Genomic DNA, 21417 nt, shown 5'->3' on the forward strand with positions numbered 1-21417 from the left:
ATACCGGCCGCGGCCGTTCTGCTCTAGGCTCGGCCGGTCTGACGTTGTTCGGAGGATGCGCCATACCATTCCGTTCGATGCCGCGCTGTGCGGAAAAGGAGATCGCCCCCGAGGACAAGCCCTGCCGGCACCTCCCTGCGCGCCTGCCGCTCTGGGGGGATGGCCGCCGGGGGGCGATCGGCATTCTCGGCGGGTCGTTCAACCCTGCCCACGAGGGGCACCGCCATATCGCTCTCGCGGCGCTCAAGCGTCTTGGGCTGCGTGCGGTGTGGCTGATGGTCAGCCCCGGCAATCCGCTGAAACCCACCGATGGCATGGGCGTCTTCGAGGACAGGCTCGCCTCGGCAACGGTGATCGCCGGCGGCCACCCGAGGATCGTGCCGACCGACATCGAAGCGCGCATCGGCACACGCTACACGCGGCAGACGCTTGCGGTGCTTCGGCGTCGCTTCCGGCGCGCCCGGCTTGTCTGGTTGATGGGGGCGGACAACCAGGTGCAGATCCCGCGCTGGCAGGGCTGGAGGCGGATCTTCGGCATGGTTCCGGTGGTGGTATTCCCACGCCCGGGCTGGACACGGGCGGCGCTTTCGGGCCTTGCGACGCGGCGCATGGCGAGGGCGCGCAGGCGAGCGGCCGCGGCGCGCGCCCTGCCGTGGCTCGAGGCGCCGGCCTGGGTGTTCCTGCCGGGACGCGAGCACCCGGCCTCGGCGACGATGATCCGTGCCGCCCGCGCCGCCGCGCGTGGGGAGGGGGCCGACGTGCGTCGGCCGAGGCGTGCGCCGACGCCGAAGCGCGTCACGGACGGTGCCATCACTCGTCCAGGACTCGAGCCCCTGACGCGCCTCGTGGTCGAGAGCCTGGAGTCCGACAAGGCGGAGGACGTCGTGGTGCTCGATCTCACGGGTAAGGCCGCCTTCGCCGACCGGATGGTGGTCGCCTCCGGCCTCGCCAACCGGCAGATCCAGGCGATGGCGGAACACCTCGTCGAGAAGCTCGAGAGGGCCGGGGTTGCCCGGGTGCACACCGAGGGGCTCGGCAGTTCCGACTGGGTGCTGATCGATGCGGGCGACATCGTCGTGCACCTGTTCCGGCCGGAGACGCGAGCGCTCTATGCGCTCGAGAAGATGTGGGGCGTGACGCTGCCCGGGGAGGAGGCGGCGCGCGGCTGACGCGCCCCGCTCAGGCGTGGGCGCGCTCGACGACTCGCCCGTCCTCCATCGCCACCACGCGATCGGCGATGTCGAGGATCCGCGGGTCATGCGTCACGAGCAGGATCGTGCGTCCCTGTTGCTTGGCGAGGTCGCGGAGGAGGTGCATCGTTTCGCCCCCGGTTCGGCCGTCGAGCGCGGCGGTGGGTTCGTCGGCAAGCACGAGGCCGGGGGCGTGCACGAGCGCGCGGGCGATCGCGACCCGTTGGCGCTGCCCGCCCGAGAGGGTGGCGGGATAGGCCTCCGTCTTGTCGGCGAGGCCGACGGAGGCGAGCGCCGCATCCGCCCGAGCGAGCCGTTCCGCTTCGTCGAGGGAGGGATCAAGTTCGAGCGCCATCGCCACGTTCTGCCGCGCGGTGAGAAAGCCGAGCAGGTTGTGGTGCTGGAAGATGAAGCCGATCCGCCTGCGCAACGCCACGCGTTCGGCCTCTGTTGCGCCGGCAAGCTCGGTGCCGAGCACGCGGCAGGAGCCCTCCTGGACGGCCCGAAGCGCGCCGACGAGGGTGAGCAGCGTGGTCTTTCCAGACCCGGACGGGCCGGTGAGAAGCACGATCTCGCCAGGCGCGACGGCGAGGGTGAGGTCCTCGAGCACCGGCTTCGCGAGGCCGCCATCGCCGAAGCGATGCGTCAGGCCGCGGACGTCGATCGCCCAGTCCATCACGCCCTCAGAACATGTCCGCTGGGTTGGCGTCGCGCAGCTTGCGGATCGCGAGCAGGCCGGAGACGACGCACATGCCGAAGACGAGCACGAACACGAGCACGCTCTTCTCGAGATCGAGCGTGAGTGGGATGAAGATCTTCGCGGTCGCGAGCGCGTAGAGCCCCTTCGAGGCAAGCCAGCCCGGAACGTAGCCGGCAATGGCGAGGATCGCGGCCGCCCCCATCACCACGCGGGCGAGATAGAGGTTCGAGTAGCCCATCGCCTTCAGCGTGGCGTACTCGCCGAGGTGGCGCGAGATGTCGCTGAACAGGATCTGGTAGACGATCACGCAGCCGACGACGAGGCCGATCACCACGCCAAGCCCGAAGATGAAGCCGATCGGTGCGACGTCGGCCCAGTAACGTTTCTCGAAAGCGACGAGCTCGGCATGGGTGAGAACCATCACGTCGGGCCCGAGCAGGGTCGCGATCCGCGTCTTAACCTCCGCCGCCTCCGCGCCGGAGGAGAGGAAGATCGCGCCGAGATCGACATGGTCGCGCGTCCGGTTGGGGAACAGCGAGAGGAAGGTGGTGTCGGAGACGATCGCGTGCCCTTCCGCGCCGAAGGTGGGCCCAAGCCGGAACAGCCCGCCGACCTCGACGCGCCGGTTGTTGAGCTCGCCCCAGAGGCGGCCCTCGCGGAGCAGCTCGGGGATCGGCCCGAAGACAGGCTTGCCGCGCTCGTCGAACAGGATCACGTCGCGCTTTCGGATCGCCTCGAGCCCCGCCTCGTCGAGCCCGTCGAAGGCGAGCAGGCCGGAGACGGGGTCGATCCCGAACACGAGCAGGGTGCGCTTGAGCGCCGTCTCGGGGTTCTTCCAGGCGGCATTGCCAACATAGAGGGGCGTGACCCGGGCGACCCCCTCGACGCCGAGCGCCTGCATCAGCCGCGCGCGCGGGAACGCTTGGGTGCGCCAGAGCGCCTCGGTCTGGGTGTTCAGGATGTAGAGATCGGCCGTCATGCCTTCTTGGGGCTTCACCGCGCTGTCGAACAGCGCGTCCATGAAGCCGAGCTGCATGAAGATGAGGAGGCAGGCGAACAGCACGCCGGAGAGGGCGGCGGCGAGACGCGCCGGCTCGTGGCGGAGCTGGCGCCACGCGAGCCGCGCGGGCAGAAGCCAGCGTGCCGCACCGGTCATTGCGCCGCCCCCCTCATCGCGCTCCCCTCACGGCGCGATCCTCACCTGCACCTGCATGTTCGACCGGCGCGCGAGGGCGGCCACACCCTCCGGGTCGAGGGCGAGGCGGACCTCGACCACGCGCGCATCGACCGCCGCCACCGGGTCGGGCGAGACGATCGTGCTTCGCCCCACGGTCCAGCCGATCTCGCGCACCGAAGCCCCATAGGTCCGCGGGTCGCCCGGCACGACGACGGCGGCACGCGCTCCCTGGCGCACGCGCGGCAGGTCGGTCTCGAACACCTCGGCCACGACATCGAGGGCGGAGAGGTCGGCGAGTTCGAGCACACCGTCCTCACCCACCTTCTCGCCGGGGCGGGCGAAGATCTTGAGAATTCGCCCAGAGATCGGCGCGATGAGCTTCGCGGTGTCGCGCTCGGCCCGCGCCTGGGCGACGGCGGCGCGCGCTGCGGCCACCTCTGCCTCGGCGATGGTGACGTCCTCCGGCCGCGGGGCGAGAAGTGTGGCAAGATCGGCCTCGGCGCGGGCGCGCTCGGCCGCGGCCTGGGCGGCGGCGAAACGGGCACGATCCCAGGCGGCTTCGGCTCCGGCGGCGCTGGCAAGCAGGCGACGGGCGCGGTCGGCGTCGCGCCGCGCGCTCTCCTCGGCGGCGGCGGCGGCGGCGACGCGCGCACGCGCGGCGGCGATCTCGGTGTCGCGGCCGGCGGCCAGAAGCTTGGCGCGCCGCGCCTCGGCGAGCGCGAGATTCGCCTCGGCCTGGGCAAGCGCCGCCTCCTTCCTCGGCAGGTCGTCGAAGATGGCAAGGATCGCTCCCTTCTCGACCTCCTCTCCCTCGCTGACGAGCACGTCGAGCACGCGCACCCCTTCCGCCCCGCCCGGGCGCGTGACGCGTCGGATTCGGCTCGCGGGCTCCACCCGGCCCAAGGCCCCCACGCCGGCCGGCGCGTCGGCGCGGGCCGCGGCCGCAGGAGCGGGACGGTCGAGCGCAAGCGGTTCGCCGAACAGGGCAAGGCCGGCGAGCGGCACCGCCACGAGCGCGGCTGCGGCAAGCATGAGCCAGCGCGTCATCGGCCCGCCCCGCCTGTCGACGCCCCCTCGAGTGTCGCGAGCCGCGTAAGCGTCGCCTCGATCGCCTCGGCCTCCGCCTTGGTCGGCCGCCAGAGCGAGAACACTTTGGCGAGGAACAGCCCATCCGCCGCCACCTGGATCGCGAGCGCGTGGCCGGGCGGCAGCCCGTCGGCGGCGAGGATGGCGCGAATGCGCGCATGCTCTTCGCGGATCGGGTCGATCAGCGCCGGGTGATGCGCATGGGCGGCGAGCAGGGCGGCGGCGATGCGGAGGTCGCGCGCTTCGCGCTCGGGCGGCGAATGCAGCGCCCAGGCGATGGTGGCGCGGGCGGCCCTTCCTGGCCCTTCTGGCATGGCCGAGACGATGCCGTCGAAGATCGCGCGCATCTCGGCTGCAAGCCGGTCGACGAGCGCGGTGAGCAGCGCTTCCTTGGAGCGGTAGTGGTGCAGAAGCCCGCCTTTGGAGATGTCGGCGGCGGCGGCGACGGCGTCGAGGGTGAGCGCGCCGACGCCGCGGTCAGCGACGATCTGCTCGGCGGCATCGAGGAGGCGGGTGCGCGTGTCGTCGCGTTCGTTGCGGTGCAGCATGGCGCTCCCATACCATCTGGTCGGTCGGTAGGCAACCGTCCGGACGGTCGGGCAGGTCGGCGCGGTCATGGCTTGCGGAGCGTCGTCGATGCGGCGATGGTCCGCCCGATCCTTCGCAGACGAGCCCCATGACGATCCTGGTCACCGGCGCGGCCGGGTTCATCGGCTTCCACCTCGCCCGCGCCCTGCTCGCCCGCGGCGAGCGCGTGATCGGCGTCGACAACGTGAACGACTACTACGACCCGGCGCTGAAGGAGGCCCGGCTCGCGGTGCTCGAAGCCGAGCTGGGCTTCACCTTCGTCCGCGGCGACCTCGCCGACCATGCCGCGGTGCTCGCGCTTGCCGAGCGCTTTCCCGGCATCGACCGGATCGTCCATCTCGCCGCCCAGGCAGGGGTGCGCTACGCCGAGGTGAACCCGTGGGCCTATGTCGATGCCAACGCGATGGGCCAAGTGGCGATTCTCGAGCTCGCGCGGCGGCTCGGGCGCCTTTCCCACGTGCTCTACGCCTCCTCCTCCTCGGTCTATGGCGGCAACACCAAGCTCCCCTTCTCCGAGACCGACCCGGTGGAGCGCCCCTTTTCTCTCTATGCCGCGACCAAGCGCGGGGCGGAGCTCATAGCCGCGGCCTATGCCCACCTCCACGGCATCCCCTCGACGGGGCTTCGCTTCTTCACCGTCTACGGCCCCTGGGGCCGGCCTGACATGGCCGCCTACCTGTTCGCGAAAGCGATCACCGAGGGACGGCCGATCACCGTCTTCGGCGAGGGCAAGCTCACGCGCGACTTCACCTATATCGACGACATCGTCGCCGGGATCCTCGGCTGCCTGGATGCCGGTCCGGCCGTGGCCGCGCGCCCGGACGAGCCGGGCGGGCCGCCGCACCGCGTCTACAACCTGGGCAATCACCGCTCCGAGCCGCTCTCGCGCTACATCGGCCTGATCGAGGAGGCGCTTGGGCGGCGCGCGATCGTCGAGCACAAGCCGCGGCCGCGCGCCGACGTGCCCGAGACCTATGCCGACATCACCCGGGCGCGCGAGGACTTCGGCTTCGACCCGGCCACACCGATCGACCTCGGCATCCCCAGCTTCATCGCCTGGTTCCGCGCCTGGCACGGGGTGTAGCGGCCAGTCCGGCCGGGTCTCTGGGTTGCGACGCCCCGCCCCCGCCCCATCTCCGCTGCGGCTGGCTTCGCGCCCGCGGCCGTGCTAGGGCGCGGCCCGAGACCGTTGACCCCGCGAGGACCCCGATGCCCGAGAGCCCGATGCCGACCCAAGGCCCTGACTATGTCGTGAAGGACATCTCGCTCGCCGAGTGGGGTCGCAAGGAGATCGCCATCGCCGAGACGGAGATGCCGGGGCTGATGGCGATCCGCGAGGAGTACGGGCCGAAGAAACCGCTCGCCGGGGCGCGAATCGCCGGCTGCCTGCACATGACGATCCAGACCGCGGTGCTGATCGAGACGCTGAAGGCGCTCGGCGCCGATGTGCGCTGGTCCTCCTGCAACATCTTCTCGACCCAGGACCATGCGGCGGCGGCGATCGCCGCGGGCGGCACGCCCGTCTTCGCCGTCAAGGGCGAGACGCTCACCGAGTACTGGGACTATGTGCGGCGAACGCTCGAGTGGCACGACGGCGGCACGCCGAACATGCTGCTCGATGACGGCGGCGACCTCACGCTGTTCGTGCACCAGGGCCTGCGGGCCGAACGCGGCGACCGCGCCTTCCTCGACAGCCCGACCAACGAGGAGGAGGAGGTGTTCTTCGGGCTCATCCGGCGCACGCTCGCCGAGAAGCCCGGCTGGTTCGCGACCCTTGCTGCGAACATCCGCGGCGTTTCGGAGGAGACGACGACGGGCGTGCACCGGCTCTACCAGATGGAGAAGGAGGGGCGTCTCCTCTTCCCCGCCATCAACGTCAATGACAGCGTCACCAAGTCGAAGTTCGACAATCTCTACGGCTGCCGCGAGAGCCTCGTCGATGGCATACGCCGTGGCACCGATGTGATGATGGCAGGCAAGGTGGCGGTGGTCGCCGGCTTCGGCGATGTCGGCAAGGGATCGGCGGCGAGCCTGCGCAACGCTGGCTGCCGCGTGCTCGTGACCGAGATCGACCCGATCTGCGCGCTGCAGGCGGCGATGGAAGGATACGAGGTCGTGACGATGGAGGAGGCCGCGCCGCGCGCCGACATCTTCGTCACCGCCACCGGAAACGTCGATGTCATCACGCTCGACCACATGCGGGCGATGAAACACCGGGCGATCGTCTGCAATATCGGCCACTTCGACAGCGAGATTCAGGTCGCGGCGCTCAGGAACTTCAAGTGGCACAACATCAAGCCGCAGGTTGACGAGATCGAGTTCCCCGACGGCAAGCGGATCATTCTGCTCTCCGAGGGCAGGCTTGTGAATCTCGGCAACGCCACCGGCCACCCGTCCTTCGTGATGTCCTCCTCCTTCTCCAACCAGACGCTCGCGCAGATCGAGCTCTGGACCAACCCGGGAAAGTACGAGCGCAAGGTCTACGTTCTGCCCAAGGCGCTCGACGAGAAGGTGGCGATGCTTCATCTCGCCAAGCTCGGGGCGAAGCTGACGGTTCTGACGCCGAAACAGGCGGCCTATATCGGCGTGCCGCAGTCTGGGCCGTTCAAGCCCGACACCTACCGCTACTGAGCCTCGCGCTGCCGAGGCCGGCTCGCGTGCGGCCATGACCCTGTTCACCGCCTCCGTCGCCCTGTTCGCGACCGCCCTCCTCCTGGGAGGAATGGTGATGTTCGCCGCGGTGGTGGCGCCGGTGGTGTTCCGCGCGCTTGAGCCGGCTCCTGCCGGGCGGTTCCTGAGGCAGTTCTTCCCCCTCTACTACGTCTACGGCGCGGCGCTCGCCGGTGCCGCGGCCTTCGCCTTCGTGCCGCTCGCCTGGGAGGCGGCGGTGGTGATGGCGGTGGTTGCGGCTGGTTTCGTGTTCGCCCGCCAGGGGCTGATGCCGCGGATCAACGCCTATCGCGACGCAGAGCTCGCGGGCGACGAAGGCGCCAAGAAGCCCTTCGCGCGCCTGCATGGTCTCTCGGTCGCCATCAACCTCGCGCAGATGCTGCTTGTCGCGGCGGTTTTGATCACGTTTGCCCTCTGATGCGGCTCGCCCCCGGTGTCACCTTCGCCGTCCCGCTCTACAACAAGGCTCCCTGGATACGCGCGACCCTCGACTCGATCGCCGCCCAGCGCGGCGACTTCGCGCGCGAGATCGTGGTGGTCGACGACGGCTCGACCGATGGCGGGGCGGGGCTTGTGGCGGAATGGGCGAGCGGCCGCGACGATGTCCGTCTCCTGAGGCAGGAGAACGCCGGCTCCGCGGCGGCATCGAATGCCTGCCTTGCCGCCGCGCGATTCTCTGCCGTCAAGTTCGTCGATGCCGACGACCTGCTGCATCCGGACGCAACCGCCGTCCTGCTCGAGGCGCTGCGGCGCGAGCCGACCGCCGTGCTCGCCTTCGCCGATCGGATGACCTTTCCCGACGGCACTCTGCCTCCGATGCCGCCGCGCGCTCCACTCCCGCCGCGTCGAGTCGACGATGCGCTCGCGCGGGTGATCCGCAATTCCCTTTTCAACCCGACCCAGATCCTCGTGCGCACGGAGGTCGCGCGCGCCGTCGGCGGCTGCGATGAACGCGTGCTCTACTCGCAGGAATACGGTCTCTCACTGCGCCTCGCCGCGGCCGGCCCCTTCGTGCATGTTCCCGAGACGCTCGCGTTCCAGCGCGTCGGCATCGACGGCAATCTCTCGGCCGATCAGGGCGGACAGCTCGCGCGTGCGACCCGCGCGCTCGGGCTTTTCCTTGCAGACAAGCCCGACCTGCCGGTCTCCCTGCGACGACTCGCCGCGCGCCGGGCGGCCGGGCGCGCCTGGCTGTGGCGACGGCGGCACCAAGGCGAGACTTTTCTGTCTCCCTGGTCGCTGCGAAGGCTCGCGGCGTGGCTGCCGCCGCGCGACACGGCTGCCTTCGTTCTGGCCTCTGCCGAGGCGATCCAGCCGCCGCAGCGATGACGCCCTCCCCCTACGACCGGCGCTTCTACGACCTCCTTACGGCGACCGCAGACCCCTCCGCAGCGGTCGTGGTGCCGAAGCTTCTCGCTCTCGCTCCTGTCGCCTCAGTCGTCGATGTCGGCTGCGGCACGGGGGGCTGGATCGCCGCCTTCCTCGCAGCGGGAGTCGCTGACACGCTCGGGGTGGACGGGCCTTGGGTGGCTGAGGATCAGCTGCGCATCCCGCCCGCGCATTTCCGCCGCGCCGATCTCAGCCAACCGCTTCACTTCGATCGCCGCTTCGATCTCGCCCTCGCCCTTGAGGTGGCGGAGCATCTGCCGCCCGACCGGGCCGAAGGGTTCGTCGCCGATCTGCTCGCCGCTGCCCCGCTTGTCCTCTTTTCCGCCGCCGTTCCAGGCCAGGGTGGGGAGGGGCATGTGAACGAGCAGTGGCCGGACTGGTGGGCGGACCGCTTCGCCCGCCTCGGTGCCCGCTGCCTGGACCCGTTCCGCCACGCTCTGTGGCGGGACGACCGGGTGGCGTGGTGGTACCGCCAGAACATGCTTCTGTTCGCGACGGATGAGGCGCTGGCGCGCTGGCCCGCTCTTGCCGCCCAGCCTGTGGCACGAGAGCCGCTTGCCCTGATCCATCCAGAGCTCTGGGCCCTCCTCCGGCGCCGCGCCGAACCCGGCTTCGGGCGCTGGCTCAAGGGCTTCGGCCCGGCGCTTCGCCGCAGCCTCGGCCTGCCGCGGGGGCGCTGAGCATGTGCGGTTTCGCAGGCCTCCTCGACCCTCAGCGACGGCAGGGCGAAGCGCTCGCGCTTGCTGTTGCGATGGCTGAGCGGATCTGCCACCGCGGCCCGGACGATGACGGCGCCTGGGCGGATCCGGAAGCCGGGCTCGCCTTCGCCTTCCGGCGGCTTGCCATACTCGACCTCACGCCCGCGGGGCATCAGCCCATGTCCTCTGCGGACGGCCGCTTCGTCATCGTCTTCAACGGCGAGATTTACAACCACCGGGAGCTGCGCCGCGGTCTCGCCATCCCGTGGCGCGGCCGGTCCGACACGGAGGCGCTCGTCGAATCGATCGCTGCCCGCGGCCTTGACGAGACGCTCGCCCGCGCCGACGGCATGTTCGCCTTCGCGCTGTGGGACAGGCGCGACCGCGTGCTGCATCTCGCGCGCGACCGCTTCGGCGAGAAGCCGCTTTACATCGCGCGGCTTGCGGCCGCTCTCGCCTTCGCCTCCGAGGCGAAATGCTTCTCCGCCCTGCCCGCGCTTGACCGCACGCCGGACGAGGAGGCGCTCGCCGGTTTCCTGCGCTTTGGCTATATCCCCGCCCCCCGATCGGCCTGGCGCAGCGTGCGCAAGCTCAGGGCAGGGGAGGTCCTCTCCGTCCCGCTCGACCGCGCCGGTGACCCGCCGGAGCCCAGGCTCTACTGGGACGCCGTTGCGGAGGCGGAACGCGCGGCGGCAGCACCCTTCCGCGGCTCTGCCGACGAGGCGGTGGCGGAGGTCCGCGCACGCCTCCGCGCAGCGGTCGCAAGCCGGCTCGAATCGGACGTACCCTTGGGCGCTTTCCTCTCCGGCGGCATCGACTCCTCGATCGTGGTCGCGGCGATGGCGGCAATCGGCGCGCGGCCGAAAAGCTTCACCATCGCCTTCCCGGGAACCCCCTACGACGAGGCCCCGCATGCCGCAGCGATCGCCCGCGAGCTCGGCACCGACCATCACGTCCTGCCCGTCGCGGAGGCCGAGGCGATCGCCGTCGCGCCAACCCTCGTCGAGACCTATGACGAGCCCTTCGCCGATGCCTCAGCCCTGCCGACGCTTCTGCTTGCGCGTCTGACCCGCTCCCACGTCACGGTCGCGCTTTCGGGCGATGCCGGGGACGAACTCTTCGCAGGCTATCCGCGCCTGCATGCGGCGGCAGCCGTCTGGCGCCGGGCGTCCATCCTTCCCGCTCAACTGCGTCGCCTCGCGCGTGGCCTCGCCCGCGCCGCGCCGCCCGGAAGCTTCACCTGGGGCCGGCTGCTCGCCCAGCTCTCTGCGCGGATGCCGCTCTCGCCTGCCGAAGCGGCACAAGGCACGGTGCAGCGCTGGCCGCCGGAACACCGTCTCGCGACCGCCGCTGCGCCCGGCCTCGGCCTGTCGCCGCAGCCGAAGCTCTCCCCGCTGCGCACGGCGATGCTGCAGGACCTGCGGACCTACCTGCCGGACGATCTGATGGTGAAGGTCGACCGCGCGGCGATGAGCGTCTCGCTCGAGCCGCGCGCGCCGCTGCTTGCGATCGAGTTCGTGCGTTTCTGCTGGTCCCTGCCTGAGGCGCTTCTGACCGACGCAGGCGACGGCTTCACCGGCGCCAAGGCCCTGCTTCGGCGTGCGCTCTCCTTCGACCTTCCACGCACCCTGTTCGAACGACCAAAGCAAGGATTCGAGCCTCCCGTTGGGCTGTGGCTCCGCAGCCCGCTGCGCGGCTGGGCAGAGGCGCTTCTGGCACAGCCTCGGCTCGCTCGTTCCGGCCTGATCGCCCGCCCTGGGCTTATCCGCCGCATCTGGGCCGAACATCTTTCCGGGCGCAGGTCCCACACGCACAGGCTGTGGACGCTTCTGATGCTCCTCGCTTGGGCCGAGCGTGAGGGGATCCACTGAGCGGGTTCCACACGAGTGGAAACCGGCCAACACATACTCTTCGACCGTCTTCACGGACTGAGCTGATTCCAGCCGTGTGCGATCTGCTCTGAGCGGCACCTGCGGCGCGGGCGCTCCTCTCTTCCACGCCCTCCGGCAATGCCCGCGCCGGGGCAGGCGCCAGCCCCGCCCGGGGGGAGAAGCTGCGGATCACGGCCGATCGCTGCGCGTAAGAAACGTAACCGATCTGTCGTGCGCGGGGCGGACGAGCCGGCTATCGTCCTCAACTACCGACTTCGAGCCTCCAGAACAGAGGGACACCATGCCGGGACGCTCAACCTCCGTCGCACTCCTCTTCATCGCCGCCCTGGTCGGCGGCGAGGCCGCGGCAGGGCCGCTCGTCGACCGCCCGATCATCATCGCCCATCGCGGCGCCTCCGGTTACCTGCCCGAGCATACGCTCGAGGCCTACCGGCTCGGCATACGCCAGGGGGCGGATTTCATCGAGCCTGACCTGTTCCTCACGCGCGACGGCAAACTGGTCGCCCTGCACGACGACACGCTGAACGCGACGACGAACATCGAGGCCCTTGCCGCCACGCGGCCTGACTGGTTCGCGCGTGGCCGGGACGTCGGCGGGCGTCGACTCTACTATGTGTTTGACTTCGACTTCGACGAGATCCGTGAGCTCACCGCCCGCTCGCGCGGCACGGCCGGTTACTCGCGGCCCGGCAACGGGTTCTATGACGGAACCGAACCATTCCGGGTGCCGAGCTTCGCCGAGGTGCTCGAGGTCTCCTACGATCATTTCCGCGAGACCGGACAGGTCGTCGGCGTCTATCCCGAGCTGAAGTTCACCTCCGCCCTGCCCCCGGCGGACGGGCTCGCCTATCTGCGCGCCATGGCGGATGCGACGCTTGCCGAACTCGCCGATCCGCGCTGGGGCGGCTTCTTCGACGGCAGCCGCGGGAACGTGTTCATCCAGTCCTTCATCCCCGCCGTGCTTCAGTACGCCAGGGATCTGACGACGCTGCCGCTGATCGCCCTCACCTTCACCCTGCCAAACGGGGCCGGTTTCCCACCCGTTCCCACCTGCCCCACGACCCCGGAAGCGGCGGCCGCGCTTGCCTCCTTCGCGCAAGGGATCGGCGTGAACGCCGCCGCGGCGACCGAGGCCTGCATTGCCGCCGCGCACGAGGCGGGCCTCTTGGTGCACGTCTACACGCTCACCGACCGGGCTGAGGATTATCGCCTGTTCCTCGAGCGCGGCGTCGACGGGATCTTCAGCAACCACCCCGATATCGGTGTCGGCGTGCGCAACGCTCTGTTCCCTGTGCCCGAACCAGCCTCGCTCGCCATCCTCGGCGCCGGGCTGTTCGGACTGCTCGGCGTGTCCTTCGCGCGGCGCGGTTCGGGGGCGGTCACGCGCTGAACTTCACGAGGGGCACCGGCCCTCGGGCATCCGGTCGCGCCACATCGCGCGCGCCATCGCTCACGGGTTCTGCGAGGACCGCTCTCGCCGCCCTACTGCGGGGGAAGAGCGGTTCGAGCCCTTGGCGCGGGCACGCCGCCGCTTCGCCTGATCCTGAGTCGCACAGAACGGTTCAGTGCACGCGAAGGATTTCATTCTTTCGAGTCAAGACCGCGTGTCAGCAATACGTCACCGATATTTCGTCGAGCTGAAAAGCGGCAAGCGGCCGACGTGCCCTATACGAACGCATGACCGCGCGCGAGATGGGCCTCAGACTTGGGGGCCCGCCCTCCCCGGTCATCTTGGGAAAGGGACCTTGGATATGCTGACGAGACGTCATCTGGTCGCCGCGGTCGCTGCCGGTGCGATCGCGGTCTCGATCGGGGCGGCAGACGCTGCGCCGGTCAAGAACGTGATGCTGTTCATCTCCGACGGCGCCTCCTGGGGCACCTGGGACATGGCGTCCTACTGGGCGACGGGGGAGCAGCGCGGCCAAGCCTATCAGAACTTCCCGGTACGGCTCGGCATGACGACCTATCCGCTGAACACCTCGAGCACGCCGACGAACACGGGAACGCCGCAGATCTCCTACGATCCCACGCGGGCATGGGACACGACCCCGAACGCGGGCAGCTTCGGCGGGCGGCCCTCCTTCTTCAACGGCTACGACTACATCAAGCGCAACTATCCCGACTCGGCAGCGGCCGGCACCGCGCTCGCGACCGGCGCCAAGACCTACAACAACGCAATCAACTTCGACGATTACGGGAATCCTCTTCCCTACATCACCCAGGAGGCGAAGGCGCTCGGCCGCGCCACGGGCGTGGTGACGTCGGTGCCGTTCAGCCACGCCACACCGGCCGTGTTCGGGTCGCAGAACATCAGCCGCAACAACTACCATCAGATCGCCGAGCAGATGCTCGCCAACCCTGATCTCGACCTGATCATGGGCGCGGGGCACCCGCTCTACAACTCGAACGGTCAGGCGCGGTCGACACCGAGCGAGACCTACATGACGGTCGACCAGCTCACCCGGCTGCAGTCCGGTGACCCGATCTACAACCGCACCCTCATCACCTCGCTCGACGAGTTCCGGGCGATGGCGGATGGAAGCGTCGTCCCGACCGGGCGGGTTATCGGCCTCGCCGAGGTGGGCGACACGCTTCAGGCGAACCGGAACCGGCCGGTCGATCCGTCCGTCATCTCGGTCGCGAGCGGCAATGCCTCCGGCGTGCCGTTCAACACCAACGTGCCGACCCTGGTGGAGATGACGGCGGGGGCCATCAACTATCTCTCGCGCAACCCTGACGGTTTCTTCCTCATGGTCGAGGGCGGGGCGGTCGACTGGATGGCGCATGCGAACAACACGGCCCGGATCATCGAGGAGCAGGTGGATTTCGACCGATCGGTCGCGTGGGCGATCAACTGGGTCGAGGAATATTCGAACTGGAATGAGACGCTCCTGATCGTTCTCACCGACCATGGCAACGGCATGCCGATGGGCCCTCAGTCCGATCGCATCCCGTTCCAGCCGATCGAGAACCGCGGTCAGGGGAACCTCCCCGGTGTTCTCTGGCACTATGGCACGCACACCAACGAGGTGACTCTGCTTTGGGCCAAAGGTGCGGGTGCGGAGCGGCTGTATGACTTCGTCGTCGGTGTCGACCAAGGCCTCGTTGAGTTCCTTCAGTTCAACGACGGGCGCTACATCGACAACACCGCCATCTACCCGATCATGCGCATGGCGATGATGGGTCAGCCCGTGCCCGAGCCTGCCTCGGTCGCGCTCATGCTGATGGGCCTTGCCGGGCTCGGCGCCGTCGCCCGCCGCGCGCGCCGCGCAACGGCCTGAGAAGGGCCGCAGGTTCAGTGTCCCGTTCGGTCCTCCCTGCGGCACAGCGAGGGCCTGATGTCAGGGGCGGAGTGTGCGTCGGACGCACCATCCGCCCCCTTCCCCTCGGTTCCACCGTCCGCCGAGCCGGATCGGAACGACCCGACGCCGTCCGCCCGGCCTCTCGCTTTCCTTGCGTCGCCGCCCGGTCAGTCGAGCCGCGCGCCCGATCGTCGCACCACCTCGGCCCAGCGCGTCGTCTCGGCAGCGATGAAGGCGCGGAAGGCCTCGGGTGTTGCGCTCATCGGCTCCGCCCCGACCTCCTCGAGCCGGGAGACGAGGCTGCCCCCCGGGCCCGTCATTGCCGCGAGCTCCCGGGCGAGACGCGCCACCACAGGTTCGGGCGTTCCGGCCGGGGCGAACACGCCGAACCAGGCGCCGGTGACGAACTCCGGATAGCCGACCTCGCCGAAGGTCGGCACGCCGGGCACCGCCGGCATCCGCGCCCGCGAGGCGACCGCGAGCGCCCGCACCCCGCCCGAGGCGATCTGCCCTCGTACGCCGGGCACGAGTTCGAACATCGCCTCGATCCGACCGGCCACGAGATCGGTCAGTGCCGGGGCGGAGCCGCGATAAGGAACATGCTCCATCTCGATCCCGGCGATCACCTTGAACAATTCGCCGGCGAGATGAATCGAGGTGCCGTTGCCGGAGCTGCCGAAGCGTATGCGGTTCGGGTTCGCCTTGGCGTAGGCGACGAAGCCGGCGACGTCGGCCACGGGGAGGCCGGTCGTGACCACGAGAATGTTCGGCACCGAAGCCACCGGGGCGATGGGAACGAAATCGGCGACCGGATCATAGGGCAGGCGCGCGAACAGCGCCGCATTGGCCGCATGCGTCCCTTGCGTGCCGAGGAGAAGCGTGTAGCCGTCGGGCGCGGAGCGGGCGACGTGTTCGGCGGCGATGTTGCCCGACGCGCCGGCGCGGTTCTCCACCACCACGCTCTGGCCAAGGGCGGCGGCGAGACGTTCGCCCACGAGCCGCCCGATCACATCAGCCGTTCCGCCTGCGGGGAAGCCGAGCACGAGCCGGATCGGACGTGACGGCCAGCCTTGGCCGAGCGCTCGGGGCGAGGCGAGGCCCGCAACCGCCGCGAGCGCGAGCGCCTGGCGTCGCGGGATCGTCGCATCCATCGAGCGGCCCTCCCTCATGTCGAGGCATGCCGTGGCACGCGATCGTCTCCAGGCCCGCGCCCCGCTGTCAACCGCTGCTGTTCAGCCGCCAGGGCTTCCGCTAAGAGAGCGTTCAAGGGCCGGGAGGCCCAAGGCCGCTGGGAGAGAGGAACGTCACCGATGAAGCGTCGTATCCTGGTCACGCGCGGCGCCGCCGCTGCCGCCGCCACCACAGCGCTCGCCGCCCCGGCGATCGCCCAGAGCGCCCCCGAGATCCGCTGGCGGCTCTCGAGCGCCTTCCCGCGCACCTTCGACACGCTCTTCGGCCCCGCCGAGCTGATCGCGCGCCAGGTCGCCGCGATCACCGACAACCGGTTCCAGATCCGCGTCTTCCCCGCGGGCGAGATCGTTCCCCCCTTCTCGACCCTCGAGGCGGCGCAGAACGGCACCGTCGAGATGACGCACGTGCCGAACTACTACTTCATCGGCAAGGAGCCGGCGCTCGCCTTCGAGACGGCGCTGCCCTGGGGCATGACCTTCCGCCAGCACAATGCCTGGTATTACCACGGCGGCGGGCAGGCGCTCCTGCGCGAGCTGATGCGCGAGTACAACGTCATCTCGTTCCTTGCCGGCAACACCGGCGCGCAGATGGGCGGCTTCTTCCGCAAGGAGCTGCGCACAGTGGCCGATCTGCAGGGGCTGAAGTTCCGGATCGCCGGCCTTGGCGGGCAGATCATGGCCCGGCTCGGGGCGACCCCGCAGCAGCTTGCTCTCGGCGAAGTCTACTCGGCGCTCGAGCGCGGCACGATCGATGCGGCCGAGTTCGTCGGCCCCTACGACGACGAGCGGATCGGTCTGGTACGTGTGGCGCCCTTCTACTACTACCCGGGCTTCTGGGAGGGTGGGGCGGCGCTCTCGCTCAACATCCACCTGCCTGCGTGGGAGTCGCTTCCCGCCTCCTACAAGGCGGCGATCGAGACCGCCTGCGCGATGGCCAACGCCGACATGATGGCGAAGTACGATGCGGTGAACGCCGCCGCGCTGCGACGGCTCGTCGCCCAAGGGGCGCAGCTCCGCGCCTTCCCGCGCGAGATCCTCGCCGAGGCCTGGAAGGCGGCGCACGCGATCTACGACGAGCTCGCGCGAACCAACGCCAAGTTCGCCCGCATCTATGAGAGCTGGAAGGTGTTCCGCGACGAGCAGTTCCTGTGGTTCCGCGTGGCCGAGCTGACCTACCAGAACTTCGCCTTCACCGCGGCCCAGACGGTGCGCTGACGGGCGCGACCCGAGCGGCACTGGCCGGAGCGACGAGGGAAGGGTGGCCTGTTGGCCGCCCTTCTTTCGTTCCAGGTGCTCAGTCGAACCGCAGCGGGATGTCCTCGGCCGCAGGCGGCAGGGGGATGTCGATCGTCACCGTGGCCGGATCGATTCCTGTGCCGCCGGGGATGAAGGCGGTCACGCTCTCGGGCCAGGCGACCACGATCGCAACGAGAACGAGCTGCAACAGAAGGAACGGAATCGCACCGAGATAGATGTCGCGCGTGAGCACCGACGCCGGCGTGACCGAGCGGACGTAGAACAGCGCGAAGCCGAAGGGCGGGTGCATGAAGGCTGTCTGCATGTTCACGCAGACCATCACGCCGAACCAGACGAGATCGATCCCGAGCGCCTTCGCCGTCGGGATCAACAGCGGCAGGATGATAAAGGCGATCTCGAAGAAGTCGAGGAAGAACGCCAACAGGAAGATGAACACGTTGACGAAGATGAGGAAGCCTGTCCGCCCGCCCGGCAGGTCGCTCAACAGGTCCTCGATCCAGTTCCCGCCCTCGACGCCTGCGAACACGAGGCTGAACACGGTGGCGCCGATCAGGATGAACACCACCATGGCGGTGATCTGCATCGTCGTCGCCATGCCCTGCCAGAGCAGGGCGGGGGTCAGACGCCGGTTGGCGGCGGCGAGCAGCATCGCCCCCACCGTGCCCATCGCGCCTGCCTCCGTCGGCGTCGCAAGACCGAGGATGATCGTCCCGAGCACGAGGAACATCAGCCCGAGCGACGGCAGGATCGCGCGCAGGATGGTCCAGGCGAGGCTGCTGCCGCGCAGCGTCCGCGCCTCCTCGGGCAATGGCGGAACCTTGCGCGGCGCCACCACAGCAAGGGCGAGCGTGTAGGCGAGGAACAGGAGCGTCTGCAGGATCGAGGGGCCGATCGCGCCGAGATACATGTCGCCGACCGACCGGCCGAGCACCTGCGCAAGCACGATCAGCACAAGCGAGGGCGGGATCACCTGCGTGATCGTGCCCGAGGCCGCCACCACGCCGGTGGCGTAGCGGGAGTCATAGCCGGTGCGCAGCATCGCCGGCATCGCGATCATCCCCATCGCGAGCACCGAGGCGGCGACGGTGCCGGTGATCGCGCCGAGCAGGGCGCCAACGAGGATCACCGCATAGCCGAGCCCGCCGGGCAGGGCACCGAAGAGCTGGCCCATGCCCTCGAGCAGGTCCTCGGCGAGGCCTGACCGTTCCAGGATCGCACCCATCAGGGTGAAGAAGGGGATGGCGAGCAACAGTTCGTTCGAGAGGATCTCGAACACCCGCGGCGGCAGGCCCTGCAGGAAGGCGGGCTGGAAGAAGCCAAGCTCGATGCCGAGGATCGCGAAGGAAAGGCCGCAGGCGACGAGGCTGAACGCCACCGGAAAGCCGATGATCAGGAACAGAACAAGCCCCGCGAACATCAGCGGCGCCATCAGGTCGTAGGTGAGGAACCCGGCCACCAGTGGGCTCCTTACTGCAGCAGCCGGTTGTAGGTGGTGTCGAGCCGGTAGGCCCCGGCGAGCGCGGCGATACGCTTGGCAAGCTCGGCCAGCCCCTGCAGCGCCACGAGCGCGAAACCGAGCGGCAGCAGGGCTTTCACCGGCCAGCGGTAGAGCCCGCCCGGATTGTTCGAGAACTCGTTGCGGATCCAGCTCTCCCAGAAGAACGGCCAGGAGAGCCAGCCGAGCAGGATCATCCCCGGCAGCAGGAACACCACGAGCCCGAAGAGGTCGATCGCCAGACGCCCGCGTTCGCCGGCGAGCACGTAGAGCAGGTCGACGCGCACATGCGCGCCGCGCTTGAGCGTCTCCGCCGCGCCAAGCAGCGCGATCGCGGCGAAGAGATACCATTGCACCTCGAGCCAGGCATTCGAGGTGAGGCCGAGAGCGTAGCGGCTCGTCGCATTGCCGGCCGAGATCAGAACCGCGAGCAGAACCGCGGCGGTGGCGAGCCTAGCGGAGGCGGCGCTCAGCCGGTCAGCGATCGACGCGAAACGGATGAGCGCGCGCACGCGACTCGCCTCCCCGCGGCAGCCGCCTCAGCCCGTCTCGCGCTCGTAGCGCGCCCTGGTCTCGGCGTCTGGCGGGTAAAGGCCGGGAAGCGGCACGCCCTTCTCCACCTCGCGCATGATCCAGGCCTCGAGCTTCTCCTGCGCCTCGGCCTCGCGTGCCACCGCCTCGAGCAGGGCTTGGGGGATCAGCACCGCGCCGTCGTCGTCTGCGACCACGATGTCGCCTGGGAACACCGCCACCCCGCCGCAGCCGACCGGCTCCTCCCAAGTCACGAAGGTCAGCGAAGCGACCGACGGCGGCGCCACCTCGCCGGCGCACCAGACGGGAAGGGCGGTGGCCCGCACCCCGGCGCCGTCACGCACCGCGCCCTCGGTCACGAGCGCCGCCACCCCTTTCTTCGACATGCGCGCGCAGAGGATGTCGCCGAAGATCCCGGCATCGGTGATGCCCTCAGTGCCGGCCACCACCACGCAGCCCTCCGGCATCGCCTCGATCGCGCCGCGGGTCGAGCGCGGGGAGGACCAGCTCTCGGGCGTGGCGAGGTCCTCGCGCGCGGGGATGAAGCGCAGGGTGAAGGCTGGCCCCACAATGCGGGCCAGGCCGGGGCGAAGCGGCTTCGGCCCGCGCATCCACGTCCGACGCAGACCCTTCTTCAGCAGCACGGTGGTGAGCGTGGCTGTCGTGACATGCGCGAGCGTGTCGCGGATGGCCGGCGTGAGCGTCATGGGCGCTTCCCCCTCAGCGGAACCTCGGGGAGAGGCATCAGCACGTCGCGGCCTGGCTGGCAAGCCACCCCTTGCGCCATCCGGCTCTGGCCCAACGTTCCGGGCATGCCATGGTCGAGACGCACCCTGCCGCTTCTGCTGGTCGCACCGCTGGTCGCGCGCGCCGAGGCAGTGCCCTGGCCGCTGTTGCGCGAAGGCCGCGCGGCCGCGCTGCCCCGTCACGCCCTCGCTCCAGGCGTAGGTGACCCGCCAGGCTTCCGGCTCAGCAACTGCTCGACCCAGAGGACCCTCTCCGACGAGGGCCGGGCGCAGGCGCGGTCTCTCGGCGACCTGTTCCGGGCGAACGGCATCGCTGCTGCGACCGTGTTCTCGAGCGGCTGGTGCCGCTGCCTCGAGACGGCGGAGCTGCTCGCTCTCGGACCCGTGCGACGGGAGCCCGCGCTCGACAGTTTCTTCGCCGATCGCGGCGAGGGCGCGGCACGGACGGCGGCGCTGCGCGCCCTGCTCGCGGCCTCGCACGGCGGCCCGCTCGTGCTTGTCACGCACCAGGTGAACATCACTGCGCTCACCGGCCTCGTACCCGCCTCCGGCGAGGCGGTGGTGGTGCGCACGGGCGGCGACCCTGAGGTGCTCGGCCGGTTCCGCGCCTGACGCGCCCCCGTGACGGGAGGGCAGGCGGCTGCTACCTCGGCTCACGCCGGCTCACGCGCCCGAGGACCAAGCCCGATGGACCTTCCGCCGCTCGTCTCGGCCCTCCTGCTCGGCATCGTCGAGGGGTTGACCGAGTTCATCCCCGTCTCCTCCACCGGGCATCTGATCCTGCTCGTCGACCTGCTCGGCTTCGCCGCCCCGCCGGGGAAGAGCTTCGAGATCGTGATCCAGCTCGGCGCCATCCTCGCCGTGATCCTGATCTACGCCCGCAAGCTCTGGGGCATCGCCGCCCGCCTGCCGCTCGGGGGGGCGGAGGGGCGGATGGCGCGCGCCTATGCCGCGAACGTGCTTCTCGCCTTCGTTCCGGCAATGGTGATCGGGGCGACGCTGTACGACACGATCACGAAACGACTGTTCGACCCGTGGGTGGTCTCGGTCGCGCTGATCGCCGGGGGCGTGGCGATCATCCTGATCGAGCGCTTCCGGCGCATCCCGCGCATCGAGACGGTGGAGCGGATCGGCTGGGGTGCGGCGGTGCTGATCGGCTTCGGCCAGGTGCTCGCGATGGTGCCCGGCACCTCGCGCTCGGGAGCGACCATCATCACCGCCCTCCTCGTCGGCGTCTCCCGCCCCGCGGCGGCGGAGTTCAGCTTCGTGCTCGCGATTCCGACCATGCTCGCCGCGGCGGTGTTCAGCCTCTACAAGAACTGGTCGGTGCTCTCCTTCGAGGGTGCTACGCTGATCGCAACAGGCTTCGCCTCCGCGTTCGTGGTGGCGTTCCTCGTCGTGCGAACGGTGATCGCCGTGATCGGGCGGATCGGCTTCGCGCCCTTCGGCTGGTATCGGATCGCCGTGGGGTCGCTGATGCTCGGGGTACTGTCGTTGCGCTAGCGT

20 protein-coding genes are annotated in these 21417 nt (G+C 69.8%); 12 read left to right on the plus strand and 8 right to left on the minus strand.

Annotation, left to right across the window (positions count from 1 at the left end; all coding sequences use genetic code 11):
• Positions 1-77 precede the first annotated feature (77 nt).
• Positions 78-1169: a nicotinate-nucleotide adenylyltransferase gene (locus KO353_RS09475; RefSeq protein ID WP_218284423.1), complete on the plus strand. Its 1092-nt coding sequence runs from the start codon at positions 78-80 to the stop codon at positions 1167-1169.
• Positions 1170-1179: 10 nt separating this feature from the next.
• On the opposite strand, the gene KO353_RS09480 is transcribed toward KO353_RS09475, so the two are convergent.
• Genes KO353_RS09480 through KO353_RS09495 form a run of 4 tightly spaced genes read right to left on the minus strand, consistent with a single transcriptional unit; the run spans position 1180 to position 4701 of the window.
• Positions 1180-1866: an ATP-binding cassette domain-containing protein gene (locus KO353_RS09480; RefSeq protein ID WP_218284424.1), complete on the minus strand. Its 687-nt coding sequence runs from the start codon at positions 1864-1866 to the stop codon at positions 1180-1182.
• A 7-nt stretch (positions 1867-1873) separates the two neighbouring features.
• Positions 1874-3046 carry an ABC transporter permease DevC gene (gene devC / locus KO353_RS09485; RefSeq protein ID WP_218284425.1) on the minus strand — a complete coding sequence of 391 codons (1173 nt, stop codon included), beginning with the start codon at positions 3044-3046 and terminating at the stop codon, positions 1874-1876.
• A gap of 27 nt (positions 3047-3073) precedes the next feature.
• Positions 3074-4114 carry an efflux RND transporter periplasmic adaptor subunit gene (locus tag KO353_RS09490; RefSeq protein ID WP_218284426.1) on the minus strand — a complete coding sequence of 347 codons (1041 nt, stop codon included), beginning with the start codon at positions 4112-4114 and terminating at the stop codon, positions 3074-3076.
• Positions 4111-4701: a TetR/AcrR family transcriptional regulator gene (locus KO353_RS09495; RefSeq protein ID WP_218284428.1), complete on the minus strand. Its 591-nt coding sequence runs from the start codon at positions 4699-4701 to the stop codon at positions 4111-4113. The genes KO353_RS09490 and KO353_RS09495 overlap by 4 nt, the downstream gene beginning before the upstream one ends.
• 128 nt (positions 4702-4829) lie before the next feature.
• On the opposite strand from KO353_RS09495, the gene KO353_RS09500 reads away from it, so the two are divergent.
• From KO353_RS09500 to KO353_RS09535, 8 genes are all read left to right on the plus strand, one after another.
• A complete protein-coding gene (locus KO353_RS09500; protein WP_218284429.1) occupies positions 4830-5825 on the plus strand; it encodes an SDR family NAD(P)-dependent oxidoreductase in 996 nt (331 codons plus the stop codon).
• A 125-nt stretch (positions 5826-5950) separates the two neighbouring features.
• Complete coding sequence (gene ahcY, locus KO353_RS09505) at positions 5951-7372, plus strand: adenosylhomocysteinase (protein WP_218284431.1); 1422 nt, start codon at positions 5951-5953, stop codon at positions 7370-7372.
• Positions 7373-7406: 34 nt separating this feature from the next.
• Positions 7407-7829: a DUF4149 domain-containing protein gene (locus KO353_RS09510; protein ID WP_218284432.1), complete on the plus strand. Its 423-nt coding sequence runs from the start codon at positions 7407-7409 to the stop codon at positions 7827-7829.
• The gene (locus tag KO353_RS09515) at positions 7829-8740 is read left to right on the plus strand and encodes a glycosyltransferase family 2 protein (protein WP_218284433.1); all 912 of its coding nucleotides are present in this window, start codon (positions 7829-7831) and stop codon (positions 8738-8740) included. The genes KO353_RS09510 and KO353_RS09515 overlap by 1 nt, the downstream gene beginning before the upstream one ends.
• Positions 8737-9480 (plus strand): class I SAM-dependent methyltransferase, encoded by a 744-nt coding sequence (locus KO353_RS09520; protein ID WP_218284434.1) that lies wholly within the window; start codon positions 8737-8739, stop codon positions 9478-9480. The genes KO353_RS09515 and KO353_RS09520 overlap by 4 nt, the downstream gene beginning before the upstream one ends.
• Positions 9481-9482: 2 nt before the next feature.
• Entirely contained in the window at positions 9483-11369 is a 1887-nt protein-coding gene (gene asnB / locus KO353_RS09525; protein ID WP_218284435.1) for an asparagine synthase (glutamine-hydrolyzing), read from the plus strand.
• Between the two features lie 301 nt (positions 11370-11670).
• Positions 11671-12780 carry a glycerophosphodiester phosphodiesterase family protein gene (locus KO353_RS09530; protein ID WP_218287329.1) on the plus strand — a complete coding sequence of 370 codons (1110 nt, stop codon included), beginning with the start codon at positions 11671-11673 and terminating at the stop codon, positions 12778-12780.
• 361 nt (positions 12781-13141) lie between these two features.
• Positions 13142-14671 carry an alkaline phosphatase gene (locus KO353_RS09535; protein WP_218287330.1) on the plus strand — a complete coding sequence of 510 codons (1530 nt, stop codon included), beginning with the start codon at positions 13142-13144 and terminating at the stop codon, positions 14669-14671.
• Between the two features lie 188 nt (positions 14672-14859).
• On the opposite strand, the gene KO353_RS09540 is transcribed toward KO353_RS09535, so the two are convergent.
• Positions 14860-15843 carry a Bug family tripartite tricarboxylate transporter substrate binding protein gene (locus KO353_RS09540; RefSeq protein WP_218284436.1) on the minus strand — a complete coding sequence of 328 codons (984 nt, stop codon included), beginning with the start codon at positions 15841-15843 and terminating at the stop codon, positions 14860-14862.
• Positions 15844-16002: 159 nt separating this feature from the next.
• Here KO353_RS09540 and KO353_RS09545 point away from each other — a divergent pair, with 159 nt between their 5' ends.
• Positions 16003-17097 carry a TRAP transporter substrate-binding protein gene (locus KO353_RS09545; RefSeq protein ID WP_218284437.1) on the plus strand — a complete coding sequence of 365 codons (1095 nt, stop codon included), beginning with the start codon at positions 16003-16005 and terminating at the stop codon, positions 17095-17097.
• Positions 17098-17176: 79 nt separating this feature from the next.
• On the opposite strand, the gene KO353_RS09550 is transcribed toward KO353_RS09545, so the two are convergent.
• Genes KO353_RS09550 through KO353_RS09560 form a run of 3 tightly spaced genes read right to left on the minus strand, consistent with a single transcriptional unit; the run spans position 17177 to position 19872 of the window.
• Positions 17177-18595 (minus strand): TRAP transporter large permease, encoded by a 1419-nt coding sequence (locus KO353_RS09550; protein WP_235691778.1) that lies wholly within the window; start codon positions 18593-18595, stop codon positions 17177-17179.
• An 11-nt stretch (positions 18596-18606) separates the two neighbouring features.
• Entirely contained in the window at positions 18607-19146 is a 540-nt protein-coding gene (locus tag KO353_RS09555) for a TRAP transporter small permease subunit (RefSeq protein WP_218284438.1), read from the minus strand.
• 27 nt (positions 19147-19173) lie between these two features.
• Positions 19174-19872, minus strand: coding sequence for a ribonuclease activity regulator RraA (locus tag KO353_RS09560; RefSeq protein ID WP_218284439.1), 699 nt, complete (start codon positions 19870-19872; stop codon positions 19174-19176).
• A 105-nt stretch (positions 19873-19977) separates the two neighbouring features.
• On the opposite strand from KO353_RS09560, the gene KO353_RS09565 reads away from it, so the two are divergent.
• Together KO353_RS09565 and KO353_RS09570 are read left to right on the plus strand one after the other, a co-directional pair.
• Positions 19978-20523: a histidine phosphatase family protein gene (locus KO353_RS09565; protein ID WP_218284440.1), complete on the plus strand. Its 546-nt coding sequence runs from the start codon at positions 19978-19980 to the stop codon at positions 20521-20523.
• Between the two features lie 75 nt (positions 20524-20598).
• On the plus strand, positions 20599-21414 hold the full coding sequence (locus tag KO353_RS09570; protein ID WP_218284441.1) for an undecaprenyl-diphosphate phosphatase: 816 nt from the start codon (positions 20599-20601) through the stop codon (positions 21412-21414).
• Positions 21415-21417 lie beyond the last annotated feature (3 nt).

This window comes from Elioraea tepida (genome assembly GCF_019203965.1).
In the GTDB taxonomy this organism is placed as follows: Bacteria; Pseudomonadota; Alphaproteobacteria; order Acetobacterales; family Acetobacteraceae; genus Elioraea_A; species Elioraea_A tepida.

What these genes read in the sequence shown, in the direction of transcription:
- KO353_RS09475 (WP_218284423.1), top strand. Translation starts at nt 78, where the DNA reads ATGCCGCGCTGTGCGGAAAAGGAGATCGCCCCCGAGGACAAGCCCTGC.
- KO353_RS09480 (WP_218284424.1), bottom strand. Translation starts at nt 1,866, where the DNA reads ATGGACTGGGCGATCGACGTCCGCGGCCTGACGCATCGCTTCGGCGAT.
- devC (WP_218284425.1), bottom strand. Translation starts at nt 3,046, where the DNA reads ATGACCGGTGCGGCACGCTGGCTTCTGCCCGCGCGGCTCGCGTGGCGC.
- KO353_RS09490 (WP_218284426.1), bottom strand. Translation starts at nt 4,114, where the DNA reads ATGACGCGCTGGCTCATGCTTGCCGCAGCCGCGCTCGTGGCGGTGCCG.
- KO353_RS09495 (WP_218284428.1), bottom strand. Translation starts at nt 4,701, where the DNA reads ATGCTGCACCGCAACGAACGCGACGACACGCGCACCCGCCTCCTCGAT.
- KO353_RS09500 (WP_218284429.1), top strand. Translation starts at nt 4,830, where the DNA reads ATGACGATCCTGGTCACCGGCGCGGCCGGGTTCATCGGCTTCCACCTC.
- ahcY (WP_218284431.1), top strand. Translation starts at nt 5,951, where the DNA reads ATGCCCGAGAGCCCGATGCCGACCCAAGGCCCTGACTATGTCGTGAAG.
- KO353_RS09510 (WP_218284432.1), top strand. Translation starts at nt 7,407, where the DNA reads ATGACCCTGTTCACCGCCTCCGTCGCCCTGTTCGCGACCGCCCTCCTC.
- KO353_RS09515 (WP_218284433.1), top strand. Translation starts at nt 7,829, where the DNA reads ATGCGGCTCGCCCCCGGTGTCACCTTCGCCGTCCCGCTCTACAACAAG.
- KO353_RS09520 (WP_218284434.1), top strand. Translation starts at nt 8,737, where the DNA reads ATGACGCCCTCCCCCTACGACCGGCGCTTCTACGACCTCCTTACGGCG.
- asnB (WP_218284435.1), top strand. Translation starts at nt 9,483, where the DNA reads ATGTGCGGTTTCGCAGGCCTCCTCGACCCTCAGCGACGGCAGGGCGAA.
- KO353_RS09530 (WP_218287329.1), top strand. Translation starts at nt 11,671, where the DNA reads ATGCCGGGACGCTCAACCTCCGTCGCACTCCTCTTCATCGCCGCCCTG.
- KO353_RS09535 (WP_218287330.1), top strand. Translation starts at nt 13,142, where the DNA reads ATGCTGACGAGACGTCATCTGGTCGCCGCGGTCGCTGCCGGTGCGATC.
- KO353_RS09540 (WP_218284436.1), bottom strand. Translation starts at nt 15,843, where the DNA reads ATGGATGCGACGATCCCGCGACGCCAGGCGCTCGCGCTCGCGGCGGTT.
- KO353_RS09545 (WP_218284437.1), top strand. Translation starts at nt 16,003, where the DNA reads ATGAAGCGTCGTATCCTGGTCACGCGCGGCGCCGCCGCTGCCGCCGCC.
- KO353_RS09560 (WP_218284439.1), bottom strand. Translation starts at nt 19,872, where the DNA reads ATGACGCTCACGCCGGCCATCCGCGACACGCTCGCGCATGTCACGACA.
- KO353_RS09565 (WP_218284440.1), top strand. Translation starts at nt 19,978, where the DNA reads ATGCCATGGTCGAGACGCACCCTGCCGCTTCTGCTGGTCGCACCGCTG.
- KO353_RS09570 (WP_218284441.1), top strand. Translation starts at nt 20,599, where the DNA reads ATGGACCTTCCGCCGCTCGTCTCGGCCCTCCTGCTCGGCATCGTCGAG.